Annotated in this window: 23 protein-coding genes and 1 tRNA gene; 10 read left to right on the top strand and 14 right to left on the bottom strand. The window is 63.2% G+C overall.

Annotated elements, in window-relative coordinates:
* Positions 1 to 182: 182 nt before the first annotated feature.
* The 6 genes from ACIPY2_RS21445 to ACIPY2_RS21420 form a co-directional block, all read right to left on the bottom strand.
* Positions 183 to 728 carry a hypothetical protein gene (locus ACIPY2_RS21445; RefSeq protein ID WP_400268425.1) on the bottom strand — a complete coding sequence of 182 codons (546 nt, stop codon included), beginning with the start codon at positions 726 to 728 and terminating at the stop codon, positions 183 to 185.
* A 302-nt stretch (positions 729 to 1030) separates the two neighbouring features.
* Entirely contained in the window at positions 1031 to 1333 is a 303-nt protein-coding gene (locus ACIPY2_RS21440) for a DUF4193 domain-containing protein (RefSeq protein ID WP_347109881.1), read from the bottom strand.
* 114 nt (positions 1334 to 1447) lie between these two features.
* Positions 1448 to 1663, bottom strand: a complete 216-nt coding sequence (locus ACIPY2_RS21435) for a hypothetical protein (RefSeq protein WP_400268424.1) — start codon at positions 1661 to 1663, stop codon at positions 1448 to 1450.
* 66 nt (positions 1664 to 1729) lie between these two features.
* Entirely contained in the window at positions 1730 to 2947 is a 1218-nt protein-coding gene (gene lhgO / locus ACIPY2_RS21430) for an L-2-hydroxyglutarate oxidase (protein WP_400268423.1), read from the bottom strand.
* A 129-nt stretch (positions 2948 to 3076) separates the two neighbouring features.
* The gene (locus tag ACIPY2_RS21425; RefSeq protein WP_400268422.1) at positions 3077 to 3556 is read right to left on the bottom strand and encodes a DUF805 domain-containing protein; all 480 of its coding nucleotides are present in this window, start codon (positions 3554 to 3556) and stop codon (positions 3077 to 3079) included.
* Between the two features lie 153 nt (positions 3557 to 3709).
* Complete coding sequence (locus tag ACIPY2_RS21420) at positions 3710 to 4864, bottom strand: MFS transporter (protein ID WP_400268421.1); 1155 nt, start codon at positions 4862 to 4864, stop codon at positions 3710 to 3712.
* 180 nt (positions 4865 to 5044) lie between these two features.
* Here ACIPY2_RS21420 and ACIPY2_RS21415 point away from each other — a divergent pair, with 180 nt between their 5' ends.
* From ACIPY2_RS21415 to ACIPY2_RS21405, 3 genes are all read left to right on the top strand, one after another.
* A complete protein-coding gene (locus ACIPY2_RS21415; protein ID WP_400268420.1) occupies positions 5045 to 5503 on the top strand; it encodes a MarR family winged helix-turn-helix transcriptional regulator in 459 nt (152 codons plus the stop codon).
* Between the two features lie 150 nt (positions 5504 to 5653).
* Entirely contained in the window at positions 5654 to 5908 is a 255-nt protein-coding gene (locus tag ACIPY2_RS21410) for a hypothetical protein (protein ID WP_400268419.1), read from the top strand.
* 91 nt (positions 5909 to 5999) lie between these two features.
* Positions 6000 to 6731, top strand: coding sequence for a DUF72 domain-containing protein (locus ACIPY2_RS21405; protein WP_400268418.1), 732 nt, complete (start codon positions 6000 to 6002; stop codon positions 6729 to 6731).
* A gap of 21 nt (positions 6732 to 6752) precedes the next feature.
* Here ACIPY2_RS21405 and ACIPY2_RS21400 read toward each other — a convergent pair whose 3' ends face one another.
* Together ACIPY2_RS21400 and ACIPY2_RS21395 are read right to left on the bottom strand one after the other, a co-directional pair.
* Positions 6753 to 7214, bottom strand: coding sequence for a GatB/YqeY domain-containing protein (locus ACIPY2_RS21400; RefSeq protein WP_400268417.1), 462 nt, complete (start codon positions 7212 to 7214; stop codon positions 6753 to 6755).
* Between the two features lie 33 nt (positions 7215 to 7247).
* Positions 7248 to 8567: an NAD(P)/FAD-dependent oxidoreductase gene (locus ACIPY2_RS21395; RefSeq protein ID WP_400268416.1), complete on the bottom strand. Its 1320-nt coding sequence runs from the start codon at positions 8565 to 8567 to the stop codon at positions 7248 to 7250.
* Positions 8568 to 8774: 207 nt separating this feature from the next.
* Here ACIPY2_RS21395 and ACIPY2_RS21390 point away from each other — a divergent pair, with 207 nt between their 5' ends.
* Complete coding sequence (locus ACIPY2_RS21390; protein ID WP_400268415.1) at positions 8775 to 9551, top strand: histidine phosphatase family protein; 777 nt, start codon at positions 8775 to 8777, stop codon at positions 9549 to 9551.
* On the top strand, positions 9535 to 10434 hold the full coding sequence (locus tag ACIPY2_RS21385; RefSeq protein ID WP_400268414.1) for an NAD(P)H-hydrate dehydratase: 900 nt from the start codon (positions 9535 to 9537) through the stop codon (positions 10432 to 10434). The genes ACIPY2_RS21390 and ACIPY2_RS21385 overlap by 17 nt, the downstream gene beginning before the upstream one ends.
* Here the strand turns inward: ACIPY2_RS21385 and ACIPY2_RS21380 are convergent.
* A complete protein-coding gene (locus ACIPY2_RS21380) occupies positions 10431 to 12125 on the bottom strand; it encodes a RecQ family ATP-dependent DNA helicase (RefSeq protein ID WP_400268413.1) in 1695 nt (564 codons plus the stop codon). The genes ACIPY2_RS21385 and ACIPY2_RS21380 overlap by 4 nt on opposite strands.
* Before the next feature lie 207 nt (positions 12126 to 12332).
* Here ACIPY2_RS21380 and ACIPY2_RS21375 point away from each other — a divergent pair, with 207 nt between their 5' ends.
* From ACIPY2_RS21375 to ACIPY2_RS21365, 3 genes are all read left to right on the top strand, one after another.
* Entirely contained in the window at positions 12333 to 12605 is a 273-nt protein-coding gene (locus ACIPY2_RS21375) for a DUF3040 domain-containing protein (RefSeq protein ID WP_400268412.1), read from the top strand.
* A 78-nt stretch (positions 12606 to 12683) separates the two neighbouring features.
* The gene (locus ACIPY2_RS21370) at positions 12684 to 13577 is read left to right on the top strand and encodes a glucose 1-dehydrogenase (RefSeq protein WP_400268411.1); all 894 of its coding nucleotides are present in this window, start codon (positions 12684 to 12686) and stop codon (positions 13575 to 13577) included.
* Between the two features lie 164 nt (positions 13578 to 13741).
* Positions 13742 to 14971: a cation:proton antiporter gene (locus ACIPY2_RS21365; protein WP_400268410.1), complete on the top strand. Its 1230-nt coding sequence runs from the start codon at positions 13742 to 13744 to the stop codon at positions 14969 to 14971.
* Between the two features lie 13 nt (positions 14972 to 14984).
* On the opposite strand, the gene ACIPY2_RS21360 is transcribed toward ACIPY2_RS21365, so the two are convergent.
* The 5 genes from ACIPY2_RS21360 to ACIPY2_RS21340 form a co-directional block, all read right to left on the bottom strand.
* Complete coding sequence (locus ACIPY2_RS21360; RefSeq protein WP_400268409.1) at positions 14985 to 15398, bottom strand: hypothetical protein; 414 nt, start codon at positions 15396 to 15398, stop codon at positions 14985 to 14987.
* A 183-nt stretch (positions 15399 to 15581) separates the two neighbouring features.
* The gene (locus ACIPY2_RS21355; protein WP_400268408.1) at positions 15582 to 16136 is read right to left on the bottom strand and encodes a TOPRIM nucleotidyl transferase/hydrolase domain-containing protein; all 555 of its coding nucleotides are present in this window, start codon (positions 16134 to 16136) and stop codon (positions 15582 to 15584) included.
* 44 nt (positions 16137 to 16180) lie between these two features.
* Positions 16181 to 17323 (bottom strand): GGDEF domain-containing protein, encoded by a 1143-nt coding sequence (locus ACIPY2_RS21350; RefSeq protein ID WP_400268407.1) that lies wholly within the window; start codon positions 17321 to 17323, stop codon positions 16181 to 16183.
* A gap of 154 nt (positions 17324 to 17477) precedes the next feature.
* Positions 17478 to 17551 (bottom strand) — tRNA-Thr (locus ACIPY2_RS21345).
* Between the two features lie 132 nt (positions 17552 to 17683).
* Entirely contained in the window at positions 17684 to 18562 is an 879-nt protein-coding gene (locus tag ACIPY2_RS21340) for a DsbA family protein (protein WP_400268406.1), read from the bottom strand.
* 167 nt (positions 18563 to 18729) lie between these two features.
* Between ACIPY2_RS21340 and ACIPY2_RS21335 the strand changes: the two genes are divergently transcribed.
* Together ACIPY2_RS21335 and otsB are read left to right on the top strand one after the other, a co-directional pair.
* Positions 18730 to 20211, top strand: a complete 1482-nt coding sequence (locus ACIPY2_RS21335) for a trehalose-6-phosphate synthase (RefSeq protein WP_400268405.1) — start codon at positions 18730 to 18732, stop codon at positions 20209 to 20211.
* Positions 20201 to 21004 (top strand): trehalose-phosphatase, encoded by an 804-nt coding sequence (gene otsB, locus ACIPY2_RS21330; protein WP_400268404.1) that lies wholly within the window; start codon positions 20201 to 20203, stop codon positions 21002 to 21004. Before ACIPY2_RS21335 ends, otsB begins: the two co-directional genes overlap by 11 nt.
* The last annotated feature ends 158 nt before the right edge of the window (positions 21005 to 21162 follow it).

Genomic DNA, 21162 nt, shown 5'->3' with positions numbered 1-21162 from the left:
TCGATGCCTGCTACGCCCGCAACCCTCACAGATACCACCGCAGACCCACCGCGCCAGGAATACCAGCCACCGCCGGAATCAACCACAGAAAAACCCCCCAGCTGTCACAAACAGCTTGATATATACCGAACTTCCGTACGAACTGGCAGCTTTCCCGCTGTTTGGCCGCATTTGCAGGCGGATTACCAGTGGTGTGCCACGTCCACCACCAGGCGTGAACCGCCGTCGGGCCCGTCCAAGGTGAAGACCCTGAAAGGAAGCCGGGCACGCACGCCCAGCCCGATGCTCGTATACCCCTCGAAACTTCCCGCGTACGCCACCTGGCGGAAGGTCTGGTAACCGCTGACGTCGGACAACTCCGCCTTGGCAGCAGGCACATAGGTGCCTTGGCCGTCCTGGTTGTAGGAAGGTGCGGTCACGGTGACCTGGAGATCTGCGTCGCCAAGGAGCGGGATGGGGAAGCCCGATCCGTCCTGGACCACGACGGGAACGTACTGCACGGAATAGCCGGCCACTTTGCCGGAAAGGTCGATCACCAAGCGGTCGTAGCAAGCCTGCTGGCCCGTGCGGACGTTGGTGACATTGGCTGAGCTCATGTCAGGGTCCGCCTTGGCCAGGGAGCCCCACATGATGCCGCAATAACTTGCCGCCGAGGCCGGTCCCGGCGCCGCCAGGCCGAGCCCGGAAACCGCGATGACGGCTCCTACCCCGGCGCTGAATTTCCTCATTTTTTGCCCCCTTCAAGGCAGGTTGGATAACTCAAGACTAAGAGTGTGCCGGGGTGTTTGCTCCGGCTGTATCCGCTTCGGGACTAAACCGTTAAAGGGGGGATTTGCGTGTCACAAAAGAGCCGTCAGGGCGTTGGCGAATTGTCCTCTCAGGCCCTCTTTCCGACCCCTCGACAACCGGTTCGTAATCAAAGATCACGTGATCTTTGCGTGACTTTTGCGCCACGGCTCATGAGCCGGACATGCAAAAGCCCCGTCCGGCTCCAATAGCCTGACGGGGCTGCTTGCTTAATTCCTGCCGATTACCCTTCGCAGTCCTTGCAGTACTTCATGCCGTTCTTTTCCAATGCCACCTGGGACCGGTGGCGGACAAGGAAACAAGACGCGCAGGTGAATTCGTCCGATTGCTCCGGGACAACCACCACGGTCAGTTCTTCATTTGAAAGATCAGCGCCCGGGAGGTCGATTCCCTCCGCGGTGTCGTTGTCATCAACGTCAATGACTGCCGTCTGGGCAGCAGCCCCACGGGAGGCTTGGAGGGCCTCAAGCGATTCGGCGGGAGACTCTTCTTCGGTCTTGCGCGGAGCGTCGTAATCAGTAGCCATTGGGTTCGCTTTCGTTGCTGCATAAGTGCCATTCCCGGCACCTCAGTGCAGCAGTTTAGGGCATACCCTGCGCCTTGAACGAATAGTGTGTCCAACGCGACAATTCCGGCTATTTCACAGGCGGTTGGGGGGCTCCTGGGCATGGGACCGGATGGCCTGCGCACTGGCAACGGTGACGCCGCTGAGTGCAGGCAGCCAGCTCCAATCCTGCGTATCCGCCGGCCGGCGCGCAGCCGTGTCCGCGCAGTCCAGGGTGTAGGCAGACTCGATGACTTTGCCAACGGACGCGCCAACGCGGGCAGCAGTTTGAATAACCCTGGTGATGATCATGCGGCCAAGGTATCCAGCGCTCGTGTGGGGCCGGTTTCCCGCTTGTCACCGGTTTGTAAATTCGCCCTAAGGCTGCAGCGCCTGCTGGACAATGTACTCGGCGATTGCCATGGACGAGGTAGCCCCCGGCGAAGGCGCGTTTCGCACCAAAACCGTGTCCCGGCGTCGTGAAATCACAAAGTCGTCCACCAGCGAGCCGTCACCGTTCATCGCCTGCGCCCGCACGCCCCGCGTTCCGGGAACTACCTTGGCGCCTTCCAGCGCGGGCACGAACCGCATGGCTTCCCTGATGAATTTCTTTTTGCTTATCACCGTTTGGAACTCACGGACAGCTGAGGGCACATTCTGCCGCGCGAAATTCCAGAAGCCCGGGAACAACGCGTAGTCCAGCACGTCCCTCGCGTCAAAGTCCTTCCATGAGTACGACTCACGCCCGAATGAAATGAAGGCGTTGGGACCCAGCATCATCTCGCCGTCGATCCGTTTGGTCAGGTGGACACCGAGGAATGGGTGCCTGGGGTCAGGCACCGGATAGATGAGGCCATTGACCTTGTCCCGCGCTTCATCGCCGAGCAGGAAGTATTGCCCGAAGAAGGGAACGATCCTCGGGGTCCGCGGCTCGCCCGTGGCCTCCGCGAGCCTGTCGGATTGCAGCCCGGCGCAGGCCACCACGAGGTCGTAATGCTCTCCACTGTCCTTGGTGCGGACCACTACTCCACGCCCTTGCTGCTCCAGGGAAGTAACCTCCTGCCCCAGCCGGATCTGCCCGCCTGCGGCCACCACATCGTCGGCGAGGGCATTGGTGACGGCCGCATAGTCCACGATCGCGGTTTCGGGCGAGTGCAAAGCGGAAAGCCCGACGGCGTTCGGCTCCACCTCGCCGATCCGGCCCGCGCTGAGCATCCTGACGCCGGGAACACCGTTTGCCGTGGCCCGGGCAAAGATGTTGTCCAGGCGCCGTGATTCTTCCGGGGTCTGGGCTATGACCAGTTTCCCGCAGGCGTCGTAAGGCAGGTTCCTGGCAGCGCAGAATTCCTGGAGCAGACCCACTCCCCTGCGGCACAATGTCGCCTTAAGTCCCCCTGGCTCGTAATAAAGGCCGGCATGGACCACTCCCGAGTTGTGTCCGGTTTGGTGTCCGGCGAGCCTGTCTTCTTTCTCGTACAGCGTGACCTGGGCCCCGTCGAGTTTGTTGGTCAGCTCGCGGGCGACTGCCACGCCGATGATTCCGCCACCTACGACGGCGCAGCGTTTGATGCTCCTGGCCTGTGGAGGGCTGGACATGGCTCTCCTCGTCGTTGGGGGTGGACTTCAGCATGCCACGGCTTTGGCTTGTGAACCCGCTTTGTCCCGGCGAACCCGAAAGAGGGACGGCACGCGGTGTGCCGTCCCTCTTTCAGGTGATGCGCGGTGCTAGGCGGTAGGAACGTCGAACCGCTGGCCGGCCGGGTTGGACGGGAGGAGTGCGAGGACGAAGACAGCCAGGGCGCCAAGGACCGGAACCAGGATCAGCAGGACGAGCCAGCCGCTGAAGTTGCCGTCATGCAAACGACGGACGGTCAGGGCGATGGACGGGACGATCGTCGCGAGGCCCCAGATCACAGCAAGGATCAGACCGACAACGTAGGTCGGGCCAAGAACCGGAACTCCGTCCGAATCAACTGAGATGCCCGATGTAAAGAGAATGTTCAACACGATTCCGACGATGCCCGCTACCAGCGTCCACCACCAGTATTCGCTGCGGCTCGCCCGGCCGGTGAAAGTGGCGTACTTCTTGAAGAAGCGCTGGATGGCAGCGCCAATGGGTGCACCGTAGTAAGGAGCCCACAAAGGCGGTTCGCCCGCTTGCGCGCCGTAGGGCTGGGTCTGTTGCGGTTGTTGCTGGTAGCTCATTGGTAAATCCCCCGGTTAGGTTTGAGTCGATCCCAAATAATTGCACTCAACGATTGAGTCGCTGCTTATCGTAGTGCCAGTGCGCGACATAAAGCAGTCGGATGGACAAAATTAACCGGGATTTATCCCTTTGACGGAATGTGTCCGGCGATGTCACTTTTCGTACGGGGACGTTTTCGGGTACGCGCCCATCATCGCGGCGGAAATAATCCAAATGACGCCCATCGCAACCACCATGACCGCCCCGCCGAGCCCTGCGGCTGAGGCCGCGATCGCGGCTCCACCGGCTGACGCGCTGGCTCGGAAGCCGGCACTCACCGTGAAAATCTGTGATTTCAAATGTGCCGGGCTCAGCCGGTTCCGCAAGAAGAGCATGGCTGCTGCGGTCGGCGCCGTGAAAACACCGGAGAGTCCGATCGCGATGATGGTCCACAACGTTCCGATATTGAAGGCGGCCACCGCGGTCAACACTCCGGTGGCCAGGAATCCTGCAAGCATCACGAATTCGGGTGGGCGCCGGGTGGGCCGCGCCGTCTCGTAGAGCGCCCCCAGAAGGCTGCCGACCGCGAAGGACGTGACCACCGCCGCGCCTTCGCTCGGCGAGCTCACCCTTTCGATCGACAACGCGATGGCCGCAACTGCCAGGCCGCCCTGCCCGAGTTGGGTCAAGGTGGAGGAGACAGTCACTACGGCCAGTGGGCGATGCGAGAAGATCCTGTGCAACCCCGCCTTGATGGCCTGCCAGGGCGAGCCGCCTGCCCGGGCGTGGGGCCGCAATCCCACTGCCCGCACGGCAAGCGCTCCGAGCACCGAGGCAACCGCCAACACCCCAAGCGCAGCCTGTGCCGGCAGAAGAGCCGAGATGACCGCCACCAACGCCGGTCCGGCCACGGCGGAAACGTTGTAGGACAGCGCGTCGTAGGCGAAAGCGCGGCGACCGTCCGGGATCACGCCGGATACGAAACTGGAGAGCCCACCCATGTAAAAAGGCGATACGGCACCGGCCAGGACCAGAAGCACGAACACGATCGGCAGTGGGACCTGGCCGATGAACGCCGCTGCAGCGAAGGCCAGCGCGGTCAGCAGACCCGATCCCGCCACCAGCAGGCCTGGCCTGCTGGCACGGTCAAGCGCCGTGCCGACGAGGGGAGCGGCGAGCACGCTCGGGCCCAGCGAAGCGGCAACGAGCAAACCGCCGACGGCGACGTCCCCCAATTGCTGGACGGCCAGGATGGGCAGGCCTACTGCGGCACCGGCACTCGCCATGCGTGGTGGAACCGAAGCGGCGAGATATCCGAGCGCGCCCATTTATGGTGGAACCCCTTTTGACTAGCTGAGAGTGAGTCTTCACAGCACCCTAGCCGACGCTCAAAACGAACCGCGGTCGGGATGACGCGCAGCGTCGTGAGATCCTTAACGTGGTCATGGGGGCCGGCACATCTCTGAAAAAATGTCGGGGTCGTGGTCTTTTCTACTTTTGGAGTTGTCATGGTTCCGCTTACAGCCGACGTCGAAACACCGCGCCTGGCGGCGGCAGAGATCGGCAACGACGTGGGCCTCCTGCTTGGAAAGCTGTACGACGCCGGCTCGGCCCTGAACAAGCGCATCCTCAGCGATTTCCGGCTGCGCGAGCGCACGTTTTCGGTGCTCACGCTGGCCTGCAGCGGCTTGGAAGCAACCCAGCGCGAGATCGCGGAATTCCTCAGTCTCGACCTCAACCAGGTGGCCGGATTGGTGGACGACCTGGAGCATCGTGGCCTGGTGGAGCGGGTACCGGGCCAACGAAACAGGCGCTCCCGGGCGATCGTCTCCACGGCGGAAGGACGCCGGATCCACAACAAGATCCGCGCCGAACTGGACAGTTGCGAACAGCAGCAGCTCGCCCATCTGGACGCGGACGAAGTGACCCAGCTTAAGACGCTGCTCCGCAAGGCTCTTTGGGGCTAGACGCCCAGGTGGACATGTGCACAGCCGTTTGGCATTCTCATATGCATCTGTCCATTTCACCGCTAATCCAGGTATGCAAGGATCGAAGTTCAGATCCTGTCGAGCGTTTTATGGCGGCCTTGTGCGGCCTGCATTTCCCGGAACGGACCCATGAATCTCCCACTTTTCCACGACCCCTTGCAGGGCACCGTCACTGTCGACGCGCCCCTTCGTGATCCCCGGATCGAACGCGATGCAGCGTTCGCCCGCGAACCACAGGCCGGCGCGAAGCCCACCTCAAAAACCAGGCACGTGGGATACGGGACTTCCCGGCCCCGGACTGCCGCACCGACGCGAAGCGCCCGCCAGCGCAAAGTGGCCGAGGACCTCCAGGCCCTCATTGCAAGGAATATCGGGCGGCACTAAAGCCCGTGGGGGCACCCAGGGAGTGAAGTGCCGGGACAGCCGGGGACATCGGGCCTGTGGATAATCCGCACCGGCCAACTAACATCCAAGCATGGGTATCCACATCGGCACTTCAGGCTGGAGCTACGACCACTGGAACAACGTGCTTTACCCACAGGGCCTCCCGACGGCAAAGCGGCTGGAAGCCTATGTAGCGAGGTTCAGCACTGTGGAGCTGAACGCCAGCTTCTATCGCTGGCCCAGGGACACGACGTTCGCTGGTTGGCGGGACCGGCTTCCGCCAGGCTTCGCCATGTCAGTGAAGGCGCCCCGTGGCCTCACGCACGGCAAGAAGCTCTATGCCCCGGAAGTCTGGATTGAGCGGATCAGCCGTTGTTGGCACGAACTCGGTGACAAGCGGGCCGTCCTCCTCGCCCAGCTCCCGCCCGACTTCGCCCGCGACGATGCCCGGCTGGACTACTTCCTCGGCGCAGTTCCCGACTGGATAAGGGTCTCGGTCGAGTTCCGCCACGAGAGCTGGGACCATCCCGACGTCTACGCAATCCTGGAAAACCACCAGGCAGCGTATTGCATCATGAGCGGCGCGAACCTGCCGTGCATCCTGCGGGCCACCGCGCCCTTCGTCTACGTCAGGTTGCACGGGCCCGACCAGCAGCACCTTTACGGTGGCTCCTACTCCGAGGACGACATGCGCTGGTGGGCGGACCGCATCGGCGAGTGGAGCGGCGCCGGGAGGGATGTGTTTGCGTACTTCAACAACGACGGCGGCGGGAACGCCGTGCGGAATGCGGACACCCTGCGGGGGCTGCTCGGCGTCGGCTAACGCCGGGCAGCCCCGAAAACGTCAAGCCAAACGGCCACGCACGATCTCGCTGACGGCCTTGCCGTCGAAACGGCCGGCGACCTTGGCCGTGACAGGCTTCATGACAGTCCCCATGGAACGCATGGACAGTTCCTGACCGTCAGCCCTCAGCGCCGCAATCTCTTCGTCGACGATCGACTCGACTTCCTCGCGCGTCAGCGGCTTGGGCAGATAAGCCTCGATGACTTCAGCCTCGGCCACTTCCGCAGCGGCGCGGTCGCTTTCTCCGGCTTCGGTGTAGATTTTTGCCGTGTCGCGTCGTTTGGCAGCTTCCTTCTGGAGGAGTGCCGTCACCTGTGCGTCGTCCAGGTCCACGGGCGTCTTCCCGGACTTCTCGCGCGTGGTGATTTCCCCCAGCACGTTCCGCACGGTGGTCAGGGCGATCTTGTTGCCGGCCTTCATGTGTTCAACAACGTCTGCTTTGAGACGGTCCTTCAGTGACATGTCGCTCCTTGTTGGGGGTTCTCCCCCAGCCTATTACCCGGCGGACGCCTGCCCTTCCGAGCCGCGGGAACCAGGAGACCCAGGGGCACCGGGTTCCTGACCCAACTCCTTGTCCACCGGCCCACTGACAACCACCTGCGCAGGGCTGTGAAGGATATATCCGTTGAGCCAGGAGAACAGGGCACGGGCCTTCTGCTGCAGCCCGGACAGCAGGGCCAAGTGCACCAGGAGCCACGATAGGAAGGCAAACGTCCCCTGCAACTGGATGCGCTTACGGCCAAGCTCGGCCACAGCCGCACCGCGTCCGACCATTGCCATGTAGCCCTTATCCACGTAATGGAAAGGCTTGCGGGTTTCTCCGTTGAGCTCGGCAATGATGTTTCCCGCTGCCCATTTCCCCGCTTGCTGGGCCACCGAACCCAACTGGGGCAATTTGTTTCCGGCGTCATCGGTGATGTTCGCGGCATCACCGAGCACATACACGCCCTCCGCATCGGGAGCTGTAAGGTCCGGCCGGACGTCGATGCGCCCGCCCCTCCCCTGCGTGAGCCCCGAACCGGAAATCAGGTCACCGGCCTTCAAACCACCCGCCCAGACCACGATCTGCGCCGGAATGAACGTCCCGTCTGCCAAGGAAACGCCATCGGAACGCACTTCCGTGACGCCCTGCCCCATGTGCAGTTGGACGCCGACCTTTCCCAGGTGGTCGGCTGCGTAGTCCTGCGACTTCTTCGAGAAGGCGTTCAGCACCACGGGCACCATGTCCACCAAGTGCACCCGGCACCGAGCTGCGAGTTCGGGGGAGAAATACTTCTTCACCACGTATTTGACGTTCTCGGCCATTGCCCCGGCTGTTTCCACGCCCGTGGGGCCGCCACCCACCACCACTACGTCCACCATGCCGTCGGCAGCCAGGTCGGCTTGGTCAAGGAGGCGGGTGAGCCCGCTCCCCAGTTTGGTGGCATCCGTGACGGAGTACAGCGGATAGGCGTGTTCCTCGGCCCCGGGCGTGTTGAAGAAGTTGGGCACCGCACCCACTGCCAGGACCAGGAACCGGCCCTCGAAGGTGCGGCCGTCCGCCGTCGTGACGGTCTTCCGCGTGGTGTCTACTGAAGCAACTTTCGCCGTCAGCACTTTGACGCTCTTGTAGCGCCGGAAAACGGAGCGCAGCGGCCGCGCAATGGCCGAAACTCCAATCTGGGAAGTGGCCACCTGGTAGAGCAGGGGCTGGAACTGGTGGTAGTTGTTCGAGTCGATCAGCAGGACGCGGACGCCCTTGCGTCCCAGCTCCTTGGCTGCTGCAACGCCTGCAAAACCGCCACCGACCACAATGACTTGGTATGTGTCGTCCATTCCAGCAACTTACTTCACCTCGGAGCCCGGCAACAGGCCTTGACGTTCGGCTGCCCGTCATTCGGTTTCCAGTCGGGAACCGCGGGTACCCCACGAATCGAACAACGACGGCGGCAGCCCGCCGTCGTGCGTTTATCTTCGGGAACGGTGGGTACGCAGTGGGTAGGGTTGCGCGTTCCGCAGGACAAGCCGAGGGGAGAATTGTTGATGAACGACGACGGTCTGACGGATGCGGTGCAGGAGGCAGGTGCCGTCGAGCTGCTGTTGATCCGGCACGGTGAGAGCGAAGGAAACGTCGCGGCCACGGAAGCCCGCCTGGCGGGAGCCGAGATCATTGATGTACCGGCCCGCGACGCCGATGTGAACCTCTCCGGGACCGGACAGGAACAGGCGAAGGCGCTGGGTACGGCCTTGGCCAGGATTGCCGAGGATTCGCGACCTGATGCCGTGGTTTCATCACCGTACGCCAGGGCCCGGCAGACGGCGGAGATCGCCATCGAGTCAGCAGGCTGGTCCGCCAAAGTACTTAGCGATGAACGGCTCCGGGACCGTGAACTGGGCATCCTGGACAGGCTGACCAGCAGGGGCGTCCAAGCACGGTTCCCGGAAGAGGCGGAGCGTCGGTTGTGGTTGGGCAAGCTGTATTACCGGCCGCCGGGTGGGGAATCATGGGCCGATGTGGCGCTGAGGCTCCGTTCAGTCCTTGCCGAACTAAATACCTTGAACAGCGGGCGGCGGGTCATGCTGGTCTGCCATGACGCCGTGATTCTGCTGGTCCGCTACGTGCTGGAGGGCATGTCCGAAGACGAGATCCTGGACCTGGCAGCCACCACCTCCGTACTGAATGCTTCCATCACCCGCTACGTCCGGCCATCCGGTGCCGGCCCTTGGACATTGGAAAGCTTTAACGTGGCCGACCACCTCACCGAGCAGGGTGTAGCCGTAACTGAACACGCGGGGGACGCCAGTGTCCACCCGCAATGACAGTCCGACGCTCGTCACGCCGTCGCTGCTGCGCGACTGGCCGTTGCCGGCTCCCGGCGAGGACAAGTATTCCCGTGGCGCTGTGCTGGTGGTCGGGGGCGGACGTTCGACGCCGGGCGCCGCTTTGCTCGCGGGGACGTCCGCCCTCCGGGCCGGTGCCGGAAAACTGACGCTCGCCGTGGCCGAGTCGGTATCCGTCCAGCTGGGGGTTGAGCTGCCGGAGTGCGGATCGATCGGCCTCCCGGAAGACGCGGCGGGCTCAGTGACCGGCGAAGGGTTGGACCGGATCGGCCCTTACCTGGACCGCGCGGATGCAGTCCTCATAGGCCCGGGTTTGGACAACTCCGAACTCACCGAGGACCTCCTGGTTGCCCTCCTTGAGCGGGAGGAGAGCGGAGCAGGGAAGCCCGCCGTCGTCCTTGACGCATACGCGCTGGGCGCGCTGCCCAAGCTACGGGACGTGGATCAATGGCGCGGTCGGCTGATCCTCACTCCCAACCCCACGGAGCTCGGTATCCTGCTGGGCCGTGACATCGAGGACCTGGAGCAGGACGTCGTCGAAGTGGCTCAGAGGTTCGACGCCGTCGTCAGCTGCCAGGGGTACATTGCCACTCCCCATGGCGGTACGGCCGATGACTCCGGACTATGGAAGATCACCACGGGTTACGGCGGACTGGGCACATCCGGCAGCGGTGACGTCCTGGCCGGAACCATTGCCGGACTCCGTGCGCGGGGAACCACCCACGCCCAGGCAGCTTGCTGGGGGACGCACCTTCATGCAGCCGCAGCGGATCGGTTGGCGAGCAAGCTCGGCCCCTTGGGATTCCTCGCGCGCGAACTCGCGGACCAACTTCCCGGCTTGATGCTCGAATTGAATACCTAGGCGGGCTTCAGGAGTTCATTCTCCACTACGGCCGTGCGGGAAAGGGTCTTGTAGCCCTCGTGCTCGAACAGCACCGTGATGACGTCATCCTCATACCGCATGACCAGCCCCGGCCCCCATTCCTTGTGGACCACCGAGGACTGCAGCGGGAAGGGCTGATCCGAAGGCGAGCCGCCGCCGTCGAGGGCTCCTGCCTCGGCAATCGGAGCTTTGGTGCGCTGGTTTGCCTCCGCGCAGGCATCGCAATTTCCGCACGGTTCCGGGAGTTCCTCGCCGAAGTACCCGAGCAGGAACTGCCTGCGGCAACCATCGGTCTCCGCATATGCACGCATCATGGTGAGGCGGGATTCATCCACGCGCTGCCGTGCCTCGGCGAGCTCAACAGCCTGGGCCACCAGGGCAGGAAGTTTGGCCTTGGAAGCGAGCCTGATACCGCGCTTGCCGACGCTCACTGCGTTGGATTCCTCGAGCTGGTTCACCAGCGCCGTGACGCGTCGTGCCTTGAATCCGGTCAGCTCGGCAATGGCGGTTTTAGGCGCCGCCTGGCCGGCGTGTTTCAAGACCTTGAGCACGGCCAGCAACGCGTCTCCATCCGGGGCGTGGGTTCCGAAAAACTTCCTCAATCCAAGGTCTTCGGCACGGTAGTGCAGCGTTGCTTTCGCCGGCGCACCGTCGCGTCCGCCGCGGCCGATCTCCTGGTAGTAGGCGTCCAGCGATTCGGGAATGTCTGCATGGACCACGAACCGGACATTGGGCTTGTCGATGCCCATGCCGAACGCGGTCGTCGCGACCACGACGTCCAGTTCATCGGCCAGGAACTGCTCGTGGATGCGCTCCCGATCGGTAGCCGAACGGCCGGCGTGATAGGCCTCGGTCCGCAGCCCCGCGTCCTTCAACCTTGCGGCGTAGTTTTCAGTGTCCTTGCGCTTGGCCGCATAGAGCAGGCCCTTCTCCCCCGCCTTTGCCAGGCCGGCAACCTGCTCCAGGACAGCGGACCGCTTGGCTTTGTCTTCCTGGTGCCGGACCACTTCAAGGCTGATATTGGGCCGGTCAAAGCCCCGGACCAGGACAAGCGGATCCTGCATGTTGAGCCGTTCAACAATCTCATCCCGTACAGGAGGCGAAGCAGTCGCAGTGAGCGCTGCCACCGGTGGATTGCCGAGCCTCTTGCGGACATTTCCCAGGTCCAGGTAGTCGGGCCGGAAGTCGTGGCCCCAGGACGAAACACAGTGCGCTTCATCCACGACGAACATGCTGATGTCCAGCTTGCCGATCCGATCCACCGTTTCCTGCTTGGCCAGCTGTTCGGGCGCGAGGAAGAGGAATATTGCCTTGCCGGTCTCAATGGCTTCCCAGGCAGCCTCGACTTCCGAGTCGCTGCGGGCAGAGTTTATGGCGACGGCGGCGCCGTCGCCCAGCTGGCCGTTCAGGCCGTCCAACTGGTCTTCCTGCAGCGCGATAAGCGGCGAAACCACGACGGCGGAACGTCCGCTTGCGCTTCCTTGGCGCCCAAGGTGCAAATACAGTGCCGGTACCTGGTATGTAGCGGATTTCCCGTAGCCCGTGGGCATGACGGCCAGGACATCGCGGCCGTTTGCGAGTGCCGCCATGGCGTCCAGCTGTCCGTCCCGCAACTCAGGCAAGGAGAAAGACGAAGCCGCGAGGGCGCTCAGTTGTGAATCATCGGGCATGTGGAGCAGCTCCGCACAGTAGTGGCTGCGGCCGCTTGCTTCAGCCGGATAATCCAGCCTAACCCGCGCGCCCGCGACTCTTTGAATCAATGCTTGCAGGTCAATAGTAAGCATGCTTAGCTTAATGTGTTGCGCGTCGTCTTTCGGCGACGTTCGCCGGCCAGTCCGCAGCAAGTCCGTCTTTTGGGTTGGATGGGAAGGACCAGCATGCCGCTGTCAGACCAGGAACGCAGGGTATTGCAGGAGCTGGAGCGCGAGCTCTTTATTCAGGACCCGGCGCTGGCGCGGCAACTGGAGACGGGCAAACCATCCCGTCGCCCAAAGGCGCCAAAGGTGCTCAACATCATCGCGATCACCCTCGGCGTCACGATGCTCCTGCTGGCCATCCCCATTCATCCCTCACCACTCGGATTCATCGGCTTTGTCCTGCTGGCTACGGGCATCACCGCCCATTTCATGGAGAAGCGCAAAGAGCGATAGGCTGAAAAATATAAGCCTACTTAGTAATTTGATGTGGCTTCATCGTGTTCCACGCCTTAAGCACCAGGAGGACCACCAATGACCGACCAGTACACGTTCCGCAATCCCGTGACTGCCTACGAGCACATTTCGCCGCCAAAGCAGCACCAACCCGAACCGGGACTCGATGCGGAGCTCACCCCCAAGGCCGATCTCGGCGAAGACACATACCGCGGTACCGGACGGCTCGACGGCCGCAAGGCAATCGTCACCGGCGCCGACTCCGGAATCGGCGCAGCAACGGCGATCGCATTCGCCAGGGAGGGTGCCGACGTCGTGCTGTCCTACCTCCCCGAGGAGGAAGAGGACGCGGCCCGCATTGCCGGCATCATTGAGGCCGCCGGCCGCAAGGCCGTCAAGGTTCCCGGAGACCTGAAGGACGCCGAAGCATGCCGGGCGGTTGTGGATACCGCAGTCTCCGAACTGGGCGGAATCGACATCCTGGTCAACAACGCCGGCAAACAGGTGGCCCAGGAAGAACTCGCCCAGATCAGCGACGAGCAGTTCGACCACACCATCAAGACCAATGTGTACGCCATGTTCTGGTTGACCAAGGCTGCCCTCCCCCACATGCCGGAGGGTTCCACCATCATCAACACCACATCGATCCAGGCCTACAACCCGTCGCCGACACTGGTTGACTACGCCACCACCAAGGCCAGCATCAACAACTTCACCAAAGGCCTGGCACAGCAGCTCGCCGCCAAGGGGATCCGGGTCAACGCCGTGGCTCCCGGCCCGATCTGGACTCCGCTCCAAGTCAGCAGCGGACAACCCAAGGAGGCGCTGCCCGAGTTCGGCAAGGACACCCCCTTGGGCCGTGCGGGCCAGCCGGCGGAACTTGCTCCGGCCTACGTGTTCCTGGCTTCGCCGGAATCCAGTTACGTGGTGGGCGAAACACTGAACGTCAACGGCGGCAGCCCAACGCCCTGATTAGTTCAGTACCGATTCAATTCAGTACCGCTTTAATTCAGCACCGCTTGATTCACGACGGCGACGCTTCCCGATTGGGGGCGTCGCCGTCGTGATTGTCCCGGTCATGCGGAGCCGCTTAACTGGCCGCCTTTGTGGCGCCCGTGTGAGCAGTGGCGGTAGCTTTGGAGTACTTTTCCTTCGAAGCGGCGGAGGTACCGCTGATGCAGGGTCTCACGACGTCACTGGTGGTGATCGCCTTGCTGGCCGTTGCCGCTCCGCTGGCGGTCCGCTTGCTCGACCGCATCATCAAAGTTCCGTTGGTGGTTTTTGAGATCATCCTGGGCATCCTGCTCGGGCCCAGCCTTCTGGGGTGGGTGCAGTCGGTGGAGTTCACCGATACGCTCGCCGAGTTCGGCTTGGCCATGCTGTTCTTCGTCGCCGGAAACGAAATCGACTTCGGGCTGATCCGAGGACGGCCTGCCGCCCGTGCCGGAATCGGCTGGATCATCTCGCTGGCAGCGGGCGTCGGGGCCGGGCTGCTCCTGGGCCCCTCGCTCGAAGCCGCGGTCATCATTGGCGTGGCCCTTTGCTCCACCGCGCTCGGGACACTCCTGCCAATCCTCCGGGACGCGGGCGAATCGAAAACACCCCTGGGAATCGCGGTTACCGCACTGGGAGCCGTCGGCGAGTTTGGCCCGCTGGTGGCAATCTCACTTTTCTTCAGCGGCAAGGAACTGGGTCCGGCAACCGTGGTTCTTCTTGGATTCGTGGTGCTTACAGGACTGGCCGTCTTCCTGGCCGCCCGTTCCCGGCACGAGTTTCTGCACTCCCAGGTAACACGGACCCTCCACACGAGCAGCCAGTTCGCCGTGCGGTCCATCATGTTGATCCTCACGGTGTTGGTGGTGCTGAGCATCACGCTGGGGCTCGACATGCTGCTGGGCGCGTTCGCGGCCGGGATCTTATGGAAGGTCGTGATCGCGCGGGCGCCCGAGCAGGACAGGAGGGTCATCGAAGCCAAGGTGGACGCGATAGCTTTTGGGTTCCTGGTGCCGATCTTCTTCATTGATACCGGCATCGACTTCGATCTGGGCGCCCTCGTATCCAGTCCGTTGACGCTGGCCCTGGTTCCTTTGTTCCTTGTGCTCCTGCTGGTGGTCCGGGGGCTTCCTTCGCTGCTGGCCGCGCCGCGGGGTTCCTCCTTTGCCGAGAAGCGTGCCGTGGCATTGTTCGGCGCCACCGGCCTGCCGATCATCGTTGCCGTCACGGGAATAGGGCAGGATACCGGGATCATCTCCAGCGGCATCGCCTCAGCACTGGTTGGTGCAGGCATGCTGTCAGTGCTGCTGTTTCCGATGCTCGCGTTGCGGCAGCGCGGGCGGACGGCGGTACGGGTTCAGCAAGCGGCGTGAGGCTTTCGCTCCCTTAAGGCGTGTAGAACGGGTGGACGTTTTCGCGGGCCGGTTCCGGCGTGGCGGCCGCGGGCTTCATCCTGAGCAGACGGATAGCCTGGATCAGCAGGGCCACGTTGATGAAGATGGCGAAAACGGCCGGCATTCTGCCCGTGGACATCATTAAATCGACGCCGTTGATCACAGCGAAGGTGAGCCCCATCGCGGCCAACACCAGGCCGATAATCAGGGGCGCAATCGATGTACTGCGCCGGGCCACAATGTTCCAGACACCACAGGCAAGCAGCGCGCCGAGGAAGAGAACGTTGAGCGCCAACACTCCAAATTCCACGATCTTGTCAGTGTCGTCCATGGTCGCCAGAAGGTGCCAGTCTTTCGCATACAGAAACGCGAGGCCCGCCGCGTTGACCGCACCGACGATTATCAAGCCTGTCCCCAGGCTCCTCCGCCCCTTGCGGTACTTCTCGGCATCGAAATCGGATGCAGCGGCGGGCAGCTCGCCCGGACCCGGGGCGTGAAGGCTCGTGGGAGTTCCTTGAAGGTTACAGGGAGTACCCTGTGCGCCCCCACCGAGAACTATGTAGTTTCCAGCCTCGCGCCGTCAAGCGGGTTACGAGCCTGCTGCGAATGCCGCCACCAGGCGCCGGAGCGGGAGTGGGGCTTCGCCGTCGGGCAGGGCCTCAACCAGAAGCCTGGCGTACCGGACCTTGTTCCCGCTGCGTCCGCCCAAAAAGCGCCTTAGCTGATCAGTCACGGGGCGGTCCCGCAGTGAAGGCTGCCGCTGGAGCAGCCTGAAGGAAGCCAGCTCGCCTTGCTCATCGATGACATCCAGCACGCGGTCAGTGCCGAGGGCCCGGATGAGTTCATCTTCCAGGTCTGCATGGCAGACGTAGAATCCGAGTTCGGCCAGCGAGCCGGGCCCGATCCCGGCGCGGCTGAGGGCGCGGGCTATGCCCGGCGACTCCCCCTCGTCACACAAACCGAGCAAGCGGTGGGCGGCGCCGTTGGGGCCATAGCGGTCCAGGAAATGGATGATGCTCGTGGCACCTCCCATCGGCATCACCTGCACACCCTCGGCGGTCAGGTCGTGGCCCAGCCGGGCAGCCAGGACCTCCACGGCGACCCTGTCGCTTTCCCCTTCGACCAACACGGTGGTTGTGCCCATGTAGCCAGTATGGAGGACAAACAGCCGGCATCAGTCGCCCGCGGCTAGGCCGGACTGGCGATAACGGCGGTATCACGCCCTGCGGCTTTCGCCTCATACAATGCCGCGTCGGCAGCGTCGATAAGGGCGGTCAATCCAGGACCCGAGGTGGAATCGACGGCTATCCCGTAACTGGCGGTTGAGGCCGACAACCCTGCAACACCCAAACCGTCCGCAAATTTCCGGGTGATCGTGGCTGTGATTTCCAAAGCGCGGTTCTTGTCCGCTCCCGCAATGAGGAGGATGAATTCCTCTCCCCCGTACCGGCCGATCAAATCGGTTGCCCGGACCGACGAAACGGCTGCGCGGGCGAATGCTTTCAGGGCCGCATCCCCTGCGGAATGACCATAGGTGTCGTTGATGGTTTTGAAATAGTCCAGGTCTGCCAGGACCACGGAGTAGACGGCCCCGGTTCCTTGCAGGCTGTTCAGTTCCTGCTCTGCCAGTTCCAGGAAGCCTTGGCGGTTCAACAAACCAGTCAGACCGTCGCGGGTTGCGCGTTCCGAGAGCGACTTGATCAGCTGGCGGTTGCTCAGTTCGTTCATGCTGAACGAGACAATGATCAGCAGCCATATCAGGATCAGGCACGTGAGCGCCGGGCTGAAGTATGTCTGGAAAACTTTGCCTTCCGGGCCGTCAAGGAGATAGACGATGCCCCGCGCAAGGAAGTAGAGGACCATGGCAGCTGCGGCGAACATCGTGGGCCGCTGGGCCCTGGAGCCGTCGCGTTGCAACAACAGCAATTCTTTTGCGGCGAGCGCCATGCCCGTTGCCATCATGACAAGGTAGGCGAGACCGCCCGACCACGCGTTTTGGGTGGGACTCTCCATCGCCGAGGCCAGGGCGGTGACGGCCGGGCCGAGCGCAAGTTGCCACCATCGGGTGGGCAGGAGTCGGAGGGACCGGGCTCCGGCCCAAACGCAGAACGCGCCGCCCACCAGGAGGGCGTTGCCCAAAGGGTTGGCCAAGGCCTGGTGATCCAAACCGATGAAGAAGAAGGAGCCGTTCCCTGCCAACCAGAAGGCCAACGCCAGGGACCACCAGCCCGTGTAGGCCGAACCCGACCTGCGGTATGAGTTGTAGAAGAGGCAACAAAGCGTCAGCGTCACCACCACCAACGCCACTTTCAGACTGCCTGGATCAAACACCGTTCTCCCCTCACCGAACGACCAGCCTAAAACAGGTGCGGGCGAAAACGGCGGCAGAGGACTCCGGGCGGAAAGCGGCGTGGTCAGCGGCCCCGTGCCAAGACAGCAAAAACCCCTCTACCCAAGGCTTTCACCGGGTAGAGGGGTTTAGCGGAGCCCCCTGCCGGATTCGAACCGGCGACCCCCTGTTTACAAGACAGGTGCTCTGGCCAACTGAGCTAAGGAGGCGCGTCAACAACGCTAGACAAGGTTAGCCCAGACCTTCCCCCTCAAGGAAATTCACGGGCCTGCGCCTCCGGACAAGAACAGCGGCCGGCCGCCCCCAAAGGGCAACCGGCCGCCGTCGTTCTGGTCCGGGACTTAACCCTTGGCGGTGATCGCGGTCTGGATTTCGGCGTTCAGGTCGGTGGAGCCATCCCACTGCTTTCCGTCGATGAAGACGGTGGGGGTGCCGGTGACGCCGATCGCGGCCGCTTCCTGCGTGGCAACCTTCACGTAGGGCCTGTACTGCTTGCTGTCGACGCAGGAGTCGATGTTGGCCGCTCCCACTTCGGTGGCCATGGCCTTGAGGTCCTTGTCCGAGATACCGGCGCTGCCTTCCGCGGGCTGGCGTTCGAAAAGGAGGTTGAAGAAGTCCGCGTACTTCTCAGGCGAGGAGTTCACCACGCAGGCCGCAGCATTGGCAGCCCGCGAGGAGTAGTTGGTGGTGGACTGCTGGTCCAGGAATCCGAGCGCGCGGTATTCCAGGGAGATCTTGCCGTCGTTACGCAGCTTCGTCAGCGAATCGCCGTAGGTGGTCTCGAAACGCTTGCAGATGGGGCAGATGAAGTCGATGTACGCCACAACCTTCACCGGCTTGCCGGCCTCGGCCTCAGCGCCCGGAGCGGTGACTGTGGCCGGTTTGGTGGCGGCGGGTGAAGGAACGTCGGCAACGTTCACCGTGGCAGGAGCGGATTTAACAACGTCGCTGTTTGCCAGGAGTGTTACGCCGCCGTGGACGTTGCCGTTGGCCGGAGTGGGACCACTGTCCGCAACCGGGGCGCTGTTCTGGATGTTCTGCACCACCACCAGGGCGATGATGACGAGGATCGCCACAACCGCAACCACGATGCCCCAGAGGACCAGCATCTTGTTGCGCTTGTCCTTTTTCAGCTGTTCTTCGCGGATTTTCCGCGCTTGTTCCCTGGCCTGGGCTGTCTTCTCGGCCTTGGACAGGCGCGGTTCGTTTGCGGGGCTCATCAGTTCCTCGGGTTACTCGGCGTCGTAGTGGCAACAGGGGTCAGTTTACGGGAGCAATCTTGGATATTTGCCGCACGCGCACTGATCCGGTTGTTGAACGATCAACTGCCTGTGAAGATTCCGCCGGTAGGCTGGGAGGTGAGTCACAGCAACCCCAGGGAGCAGTAATGCAGGATTTGGCAAGCGAAAAACTCAAGCCGGAGGAAGGCGTCAGGGCTTCACCCACCCATAAGCCGACGGCGAGCAAGTTCGATTTCATGGTGGTGTCCAACCGCCTGCCCGTCGACAGGTGCGACGACGGCGGCTGGCGCCGTTCGCCCGGCGGCCTGGTTACGGCCTTGGCGCCCATGATGACGAAGACCGACGGCGCGTGGGTGGGTTGGCATGGCGCGCCCGATGAGACCGTGCGTCCGTTCAGCCACGAGGCCATGGACCTGGTGCCGGTCCAGCTGAGCAGCCACGAGGTGGAGCTCTACTATGAGGGCTTTTCCAATGCGACCATCTGGCCGCTGTACCACGACGTCATCGCACCCCCTGAGTTCCACCGTACGTGGTGGGACTCCTACCGCCAGGTGAACAAGAAGTTCGCCGACGCCGTCATCCGGCACGCCGCGGACGGTGCCACGGTGTGGGTCCAGGATTACCAGCTGCAGCTTGTTCCCCGACTGCTGCGGCAAGCCCGCCCGGACCTCAAGATCGGTTTCTTCAACCACATTCCGTTCCCTCCCCCGGAAATTTTCGCCCAGCTGCCTTGGCGCCGGGACATCATCGACGGTCTTCTCGGGGCGGACCTGCTTGGCTTCCAGCGCCCGAGCGACGCCGGGAACTTCATGCGCTCGGCCCGGCGCTTCCTGGGTGCGAGCGTCAAGCAGCAACAGATCCATGTGAAGGGCCCGGACGGCCAGGTCACGCACATCGCCCGTGCACAGGCGTTCCCGATCTCGATCGACGTGGACCAGATCCGCCAACTCGCAGGCCGCCCGGACATCATCGAGCGGGCGCGGCAGATCCGCAAGGACCTTGGGGATCCGAAGACGATCCTCCTGGGCGTGGACCGCCTGGATTACACCAAGGGCATCGGCCACCGGCTCAAGGCCTTCGAGGAACTCCTCGCTGACGGCCAGGTCAAGGTTGAGGATGCCACGCTGATCCAGGTGGCCAGTCCCAGCCGGGAGCGCGTGGAGCAGTACCGCCTCCTGCGCGAGGAGATCGAGGGCACGGTGGGTCATATCAACGGCACGTACGACACCATCCAGAACACGGCAGTCCGATACCTGCACCACAGCTACCCCGTCGAGGAAATGGTGGCCCTCTACCTCGCGGCGGACGTCATGCTGGTCACGGCCCTGCGCGATGGCATGAACCTTGTGGCCAAGGAGTACGTCACGGCCCGTTCCGGTGATGACGGTGCTTTGGTGCTGAGTGAATTCACCGGCGCCGCCGACCAGCTCAAGCAGGCGCTCCTGGTCAACCCGCACGATATCGACGGTCTCAAGTCCGCCATCCTCCGAGCGGTCAACCTCGATCCCAAGGAGGCCCGCCGCCGCATGAAGCTCATGCGCAAGCAGATCCTGGACCACGACGTCGACCACTGGTCCGCGGAATTCCTCTCCGCCCTCCAGGAGAAGGTGGTGCGCGATGACAGCTGAACAGACTCCTTTGTCGCTCTCGCCGCAACTGCTGGATGCCGTTCGCCGGATCGCGGAAACGGAGGAGCTCTTGGTTGCCCTGGACTTCGATGGCACGCTCTCCCCGATCGTCGACCGCGCCGAGGACGCGCGTCCGCTTCCGCGGTCGGCTGCCGCGCTTGAGCAACTTGCCGGCCTTCCGCGTACGACGACGGCACTCATCTCGGGCCGCGCGCTGGACAGCTTGCGCGTGGTCGCCTCTCCACCGCCGAGCACTCTCCTGATCGGCAGCCACGGCGCCGAAGTCTGGCTGGGTGAAGGCTCCCTTGGGCTGGAATTGGACGAGGAGCAGCGCGAGCGGCTGGCGTCGGTGCGCGAGGTTCTGGCCGGGATCGTGAACGTCGCACCGGGCACCGTGCTGGAGGACAAACCCGCCGGGGTGGTCCTCCACACGAGGCTGGCCGACGACGACGTGGCCGAAGACGCCGTCGAGGCCGCGATGACGGAGTTGAAGGACCGGCCCGGCGTCTATCTGAAGACCGGCAAGCGCGTGCTCGAAACTTCGGTGGTACACGCTTCCAAGGGCGAGGCGGTGGAGTTCCTTCGGCAGGCGACGGGAGCCACGGCCATCCTTTTCGCCGGAGACGACGTGACCGACGAGGACGCCCTGGGCCGCCTCCTCGGCGACGACGTCGGCATCAAAGTGGGGTTGGACTTCACACAGGCCCCGTACCGCGTGGAAGCCCCTGTCCACGTAGCCGAGCTTCTCGAAGCACTGGTGCGGGAACGCCGTCGCGTCACGACGGAAGCATGACGTGTGACAAGAACAACAATGTGATGTTGGCAACAATTCGACACGGGGTCGAACTCTCTGCCATACTCTTGCTTGTGACGTGACGCACATTATCGTGCGACGCCACGCATGACTCCTCGGCCCAGGCCGAGGAGTTTCAACTGAAAAACAAGAACCAT

Source organism: Paenarthrobacter sp. NPDC089675 (assembly GCF_044749185.1).
GTDB lineage: Bacteria > Actinomycetota > Actinomycetes > Actinomycetales > Micrococcaceae > Arthrobacter.
Note: the sequence above shows the minus strand (reverse complement) of the source record. Positions and strands in the feature narration are given on the sequence as shown.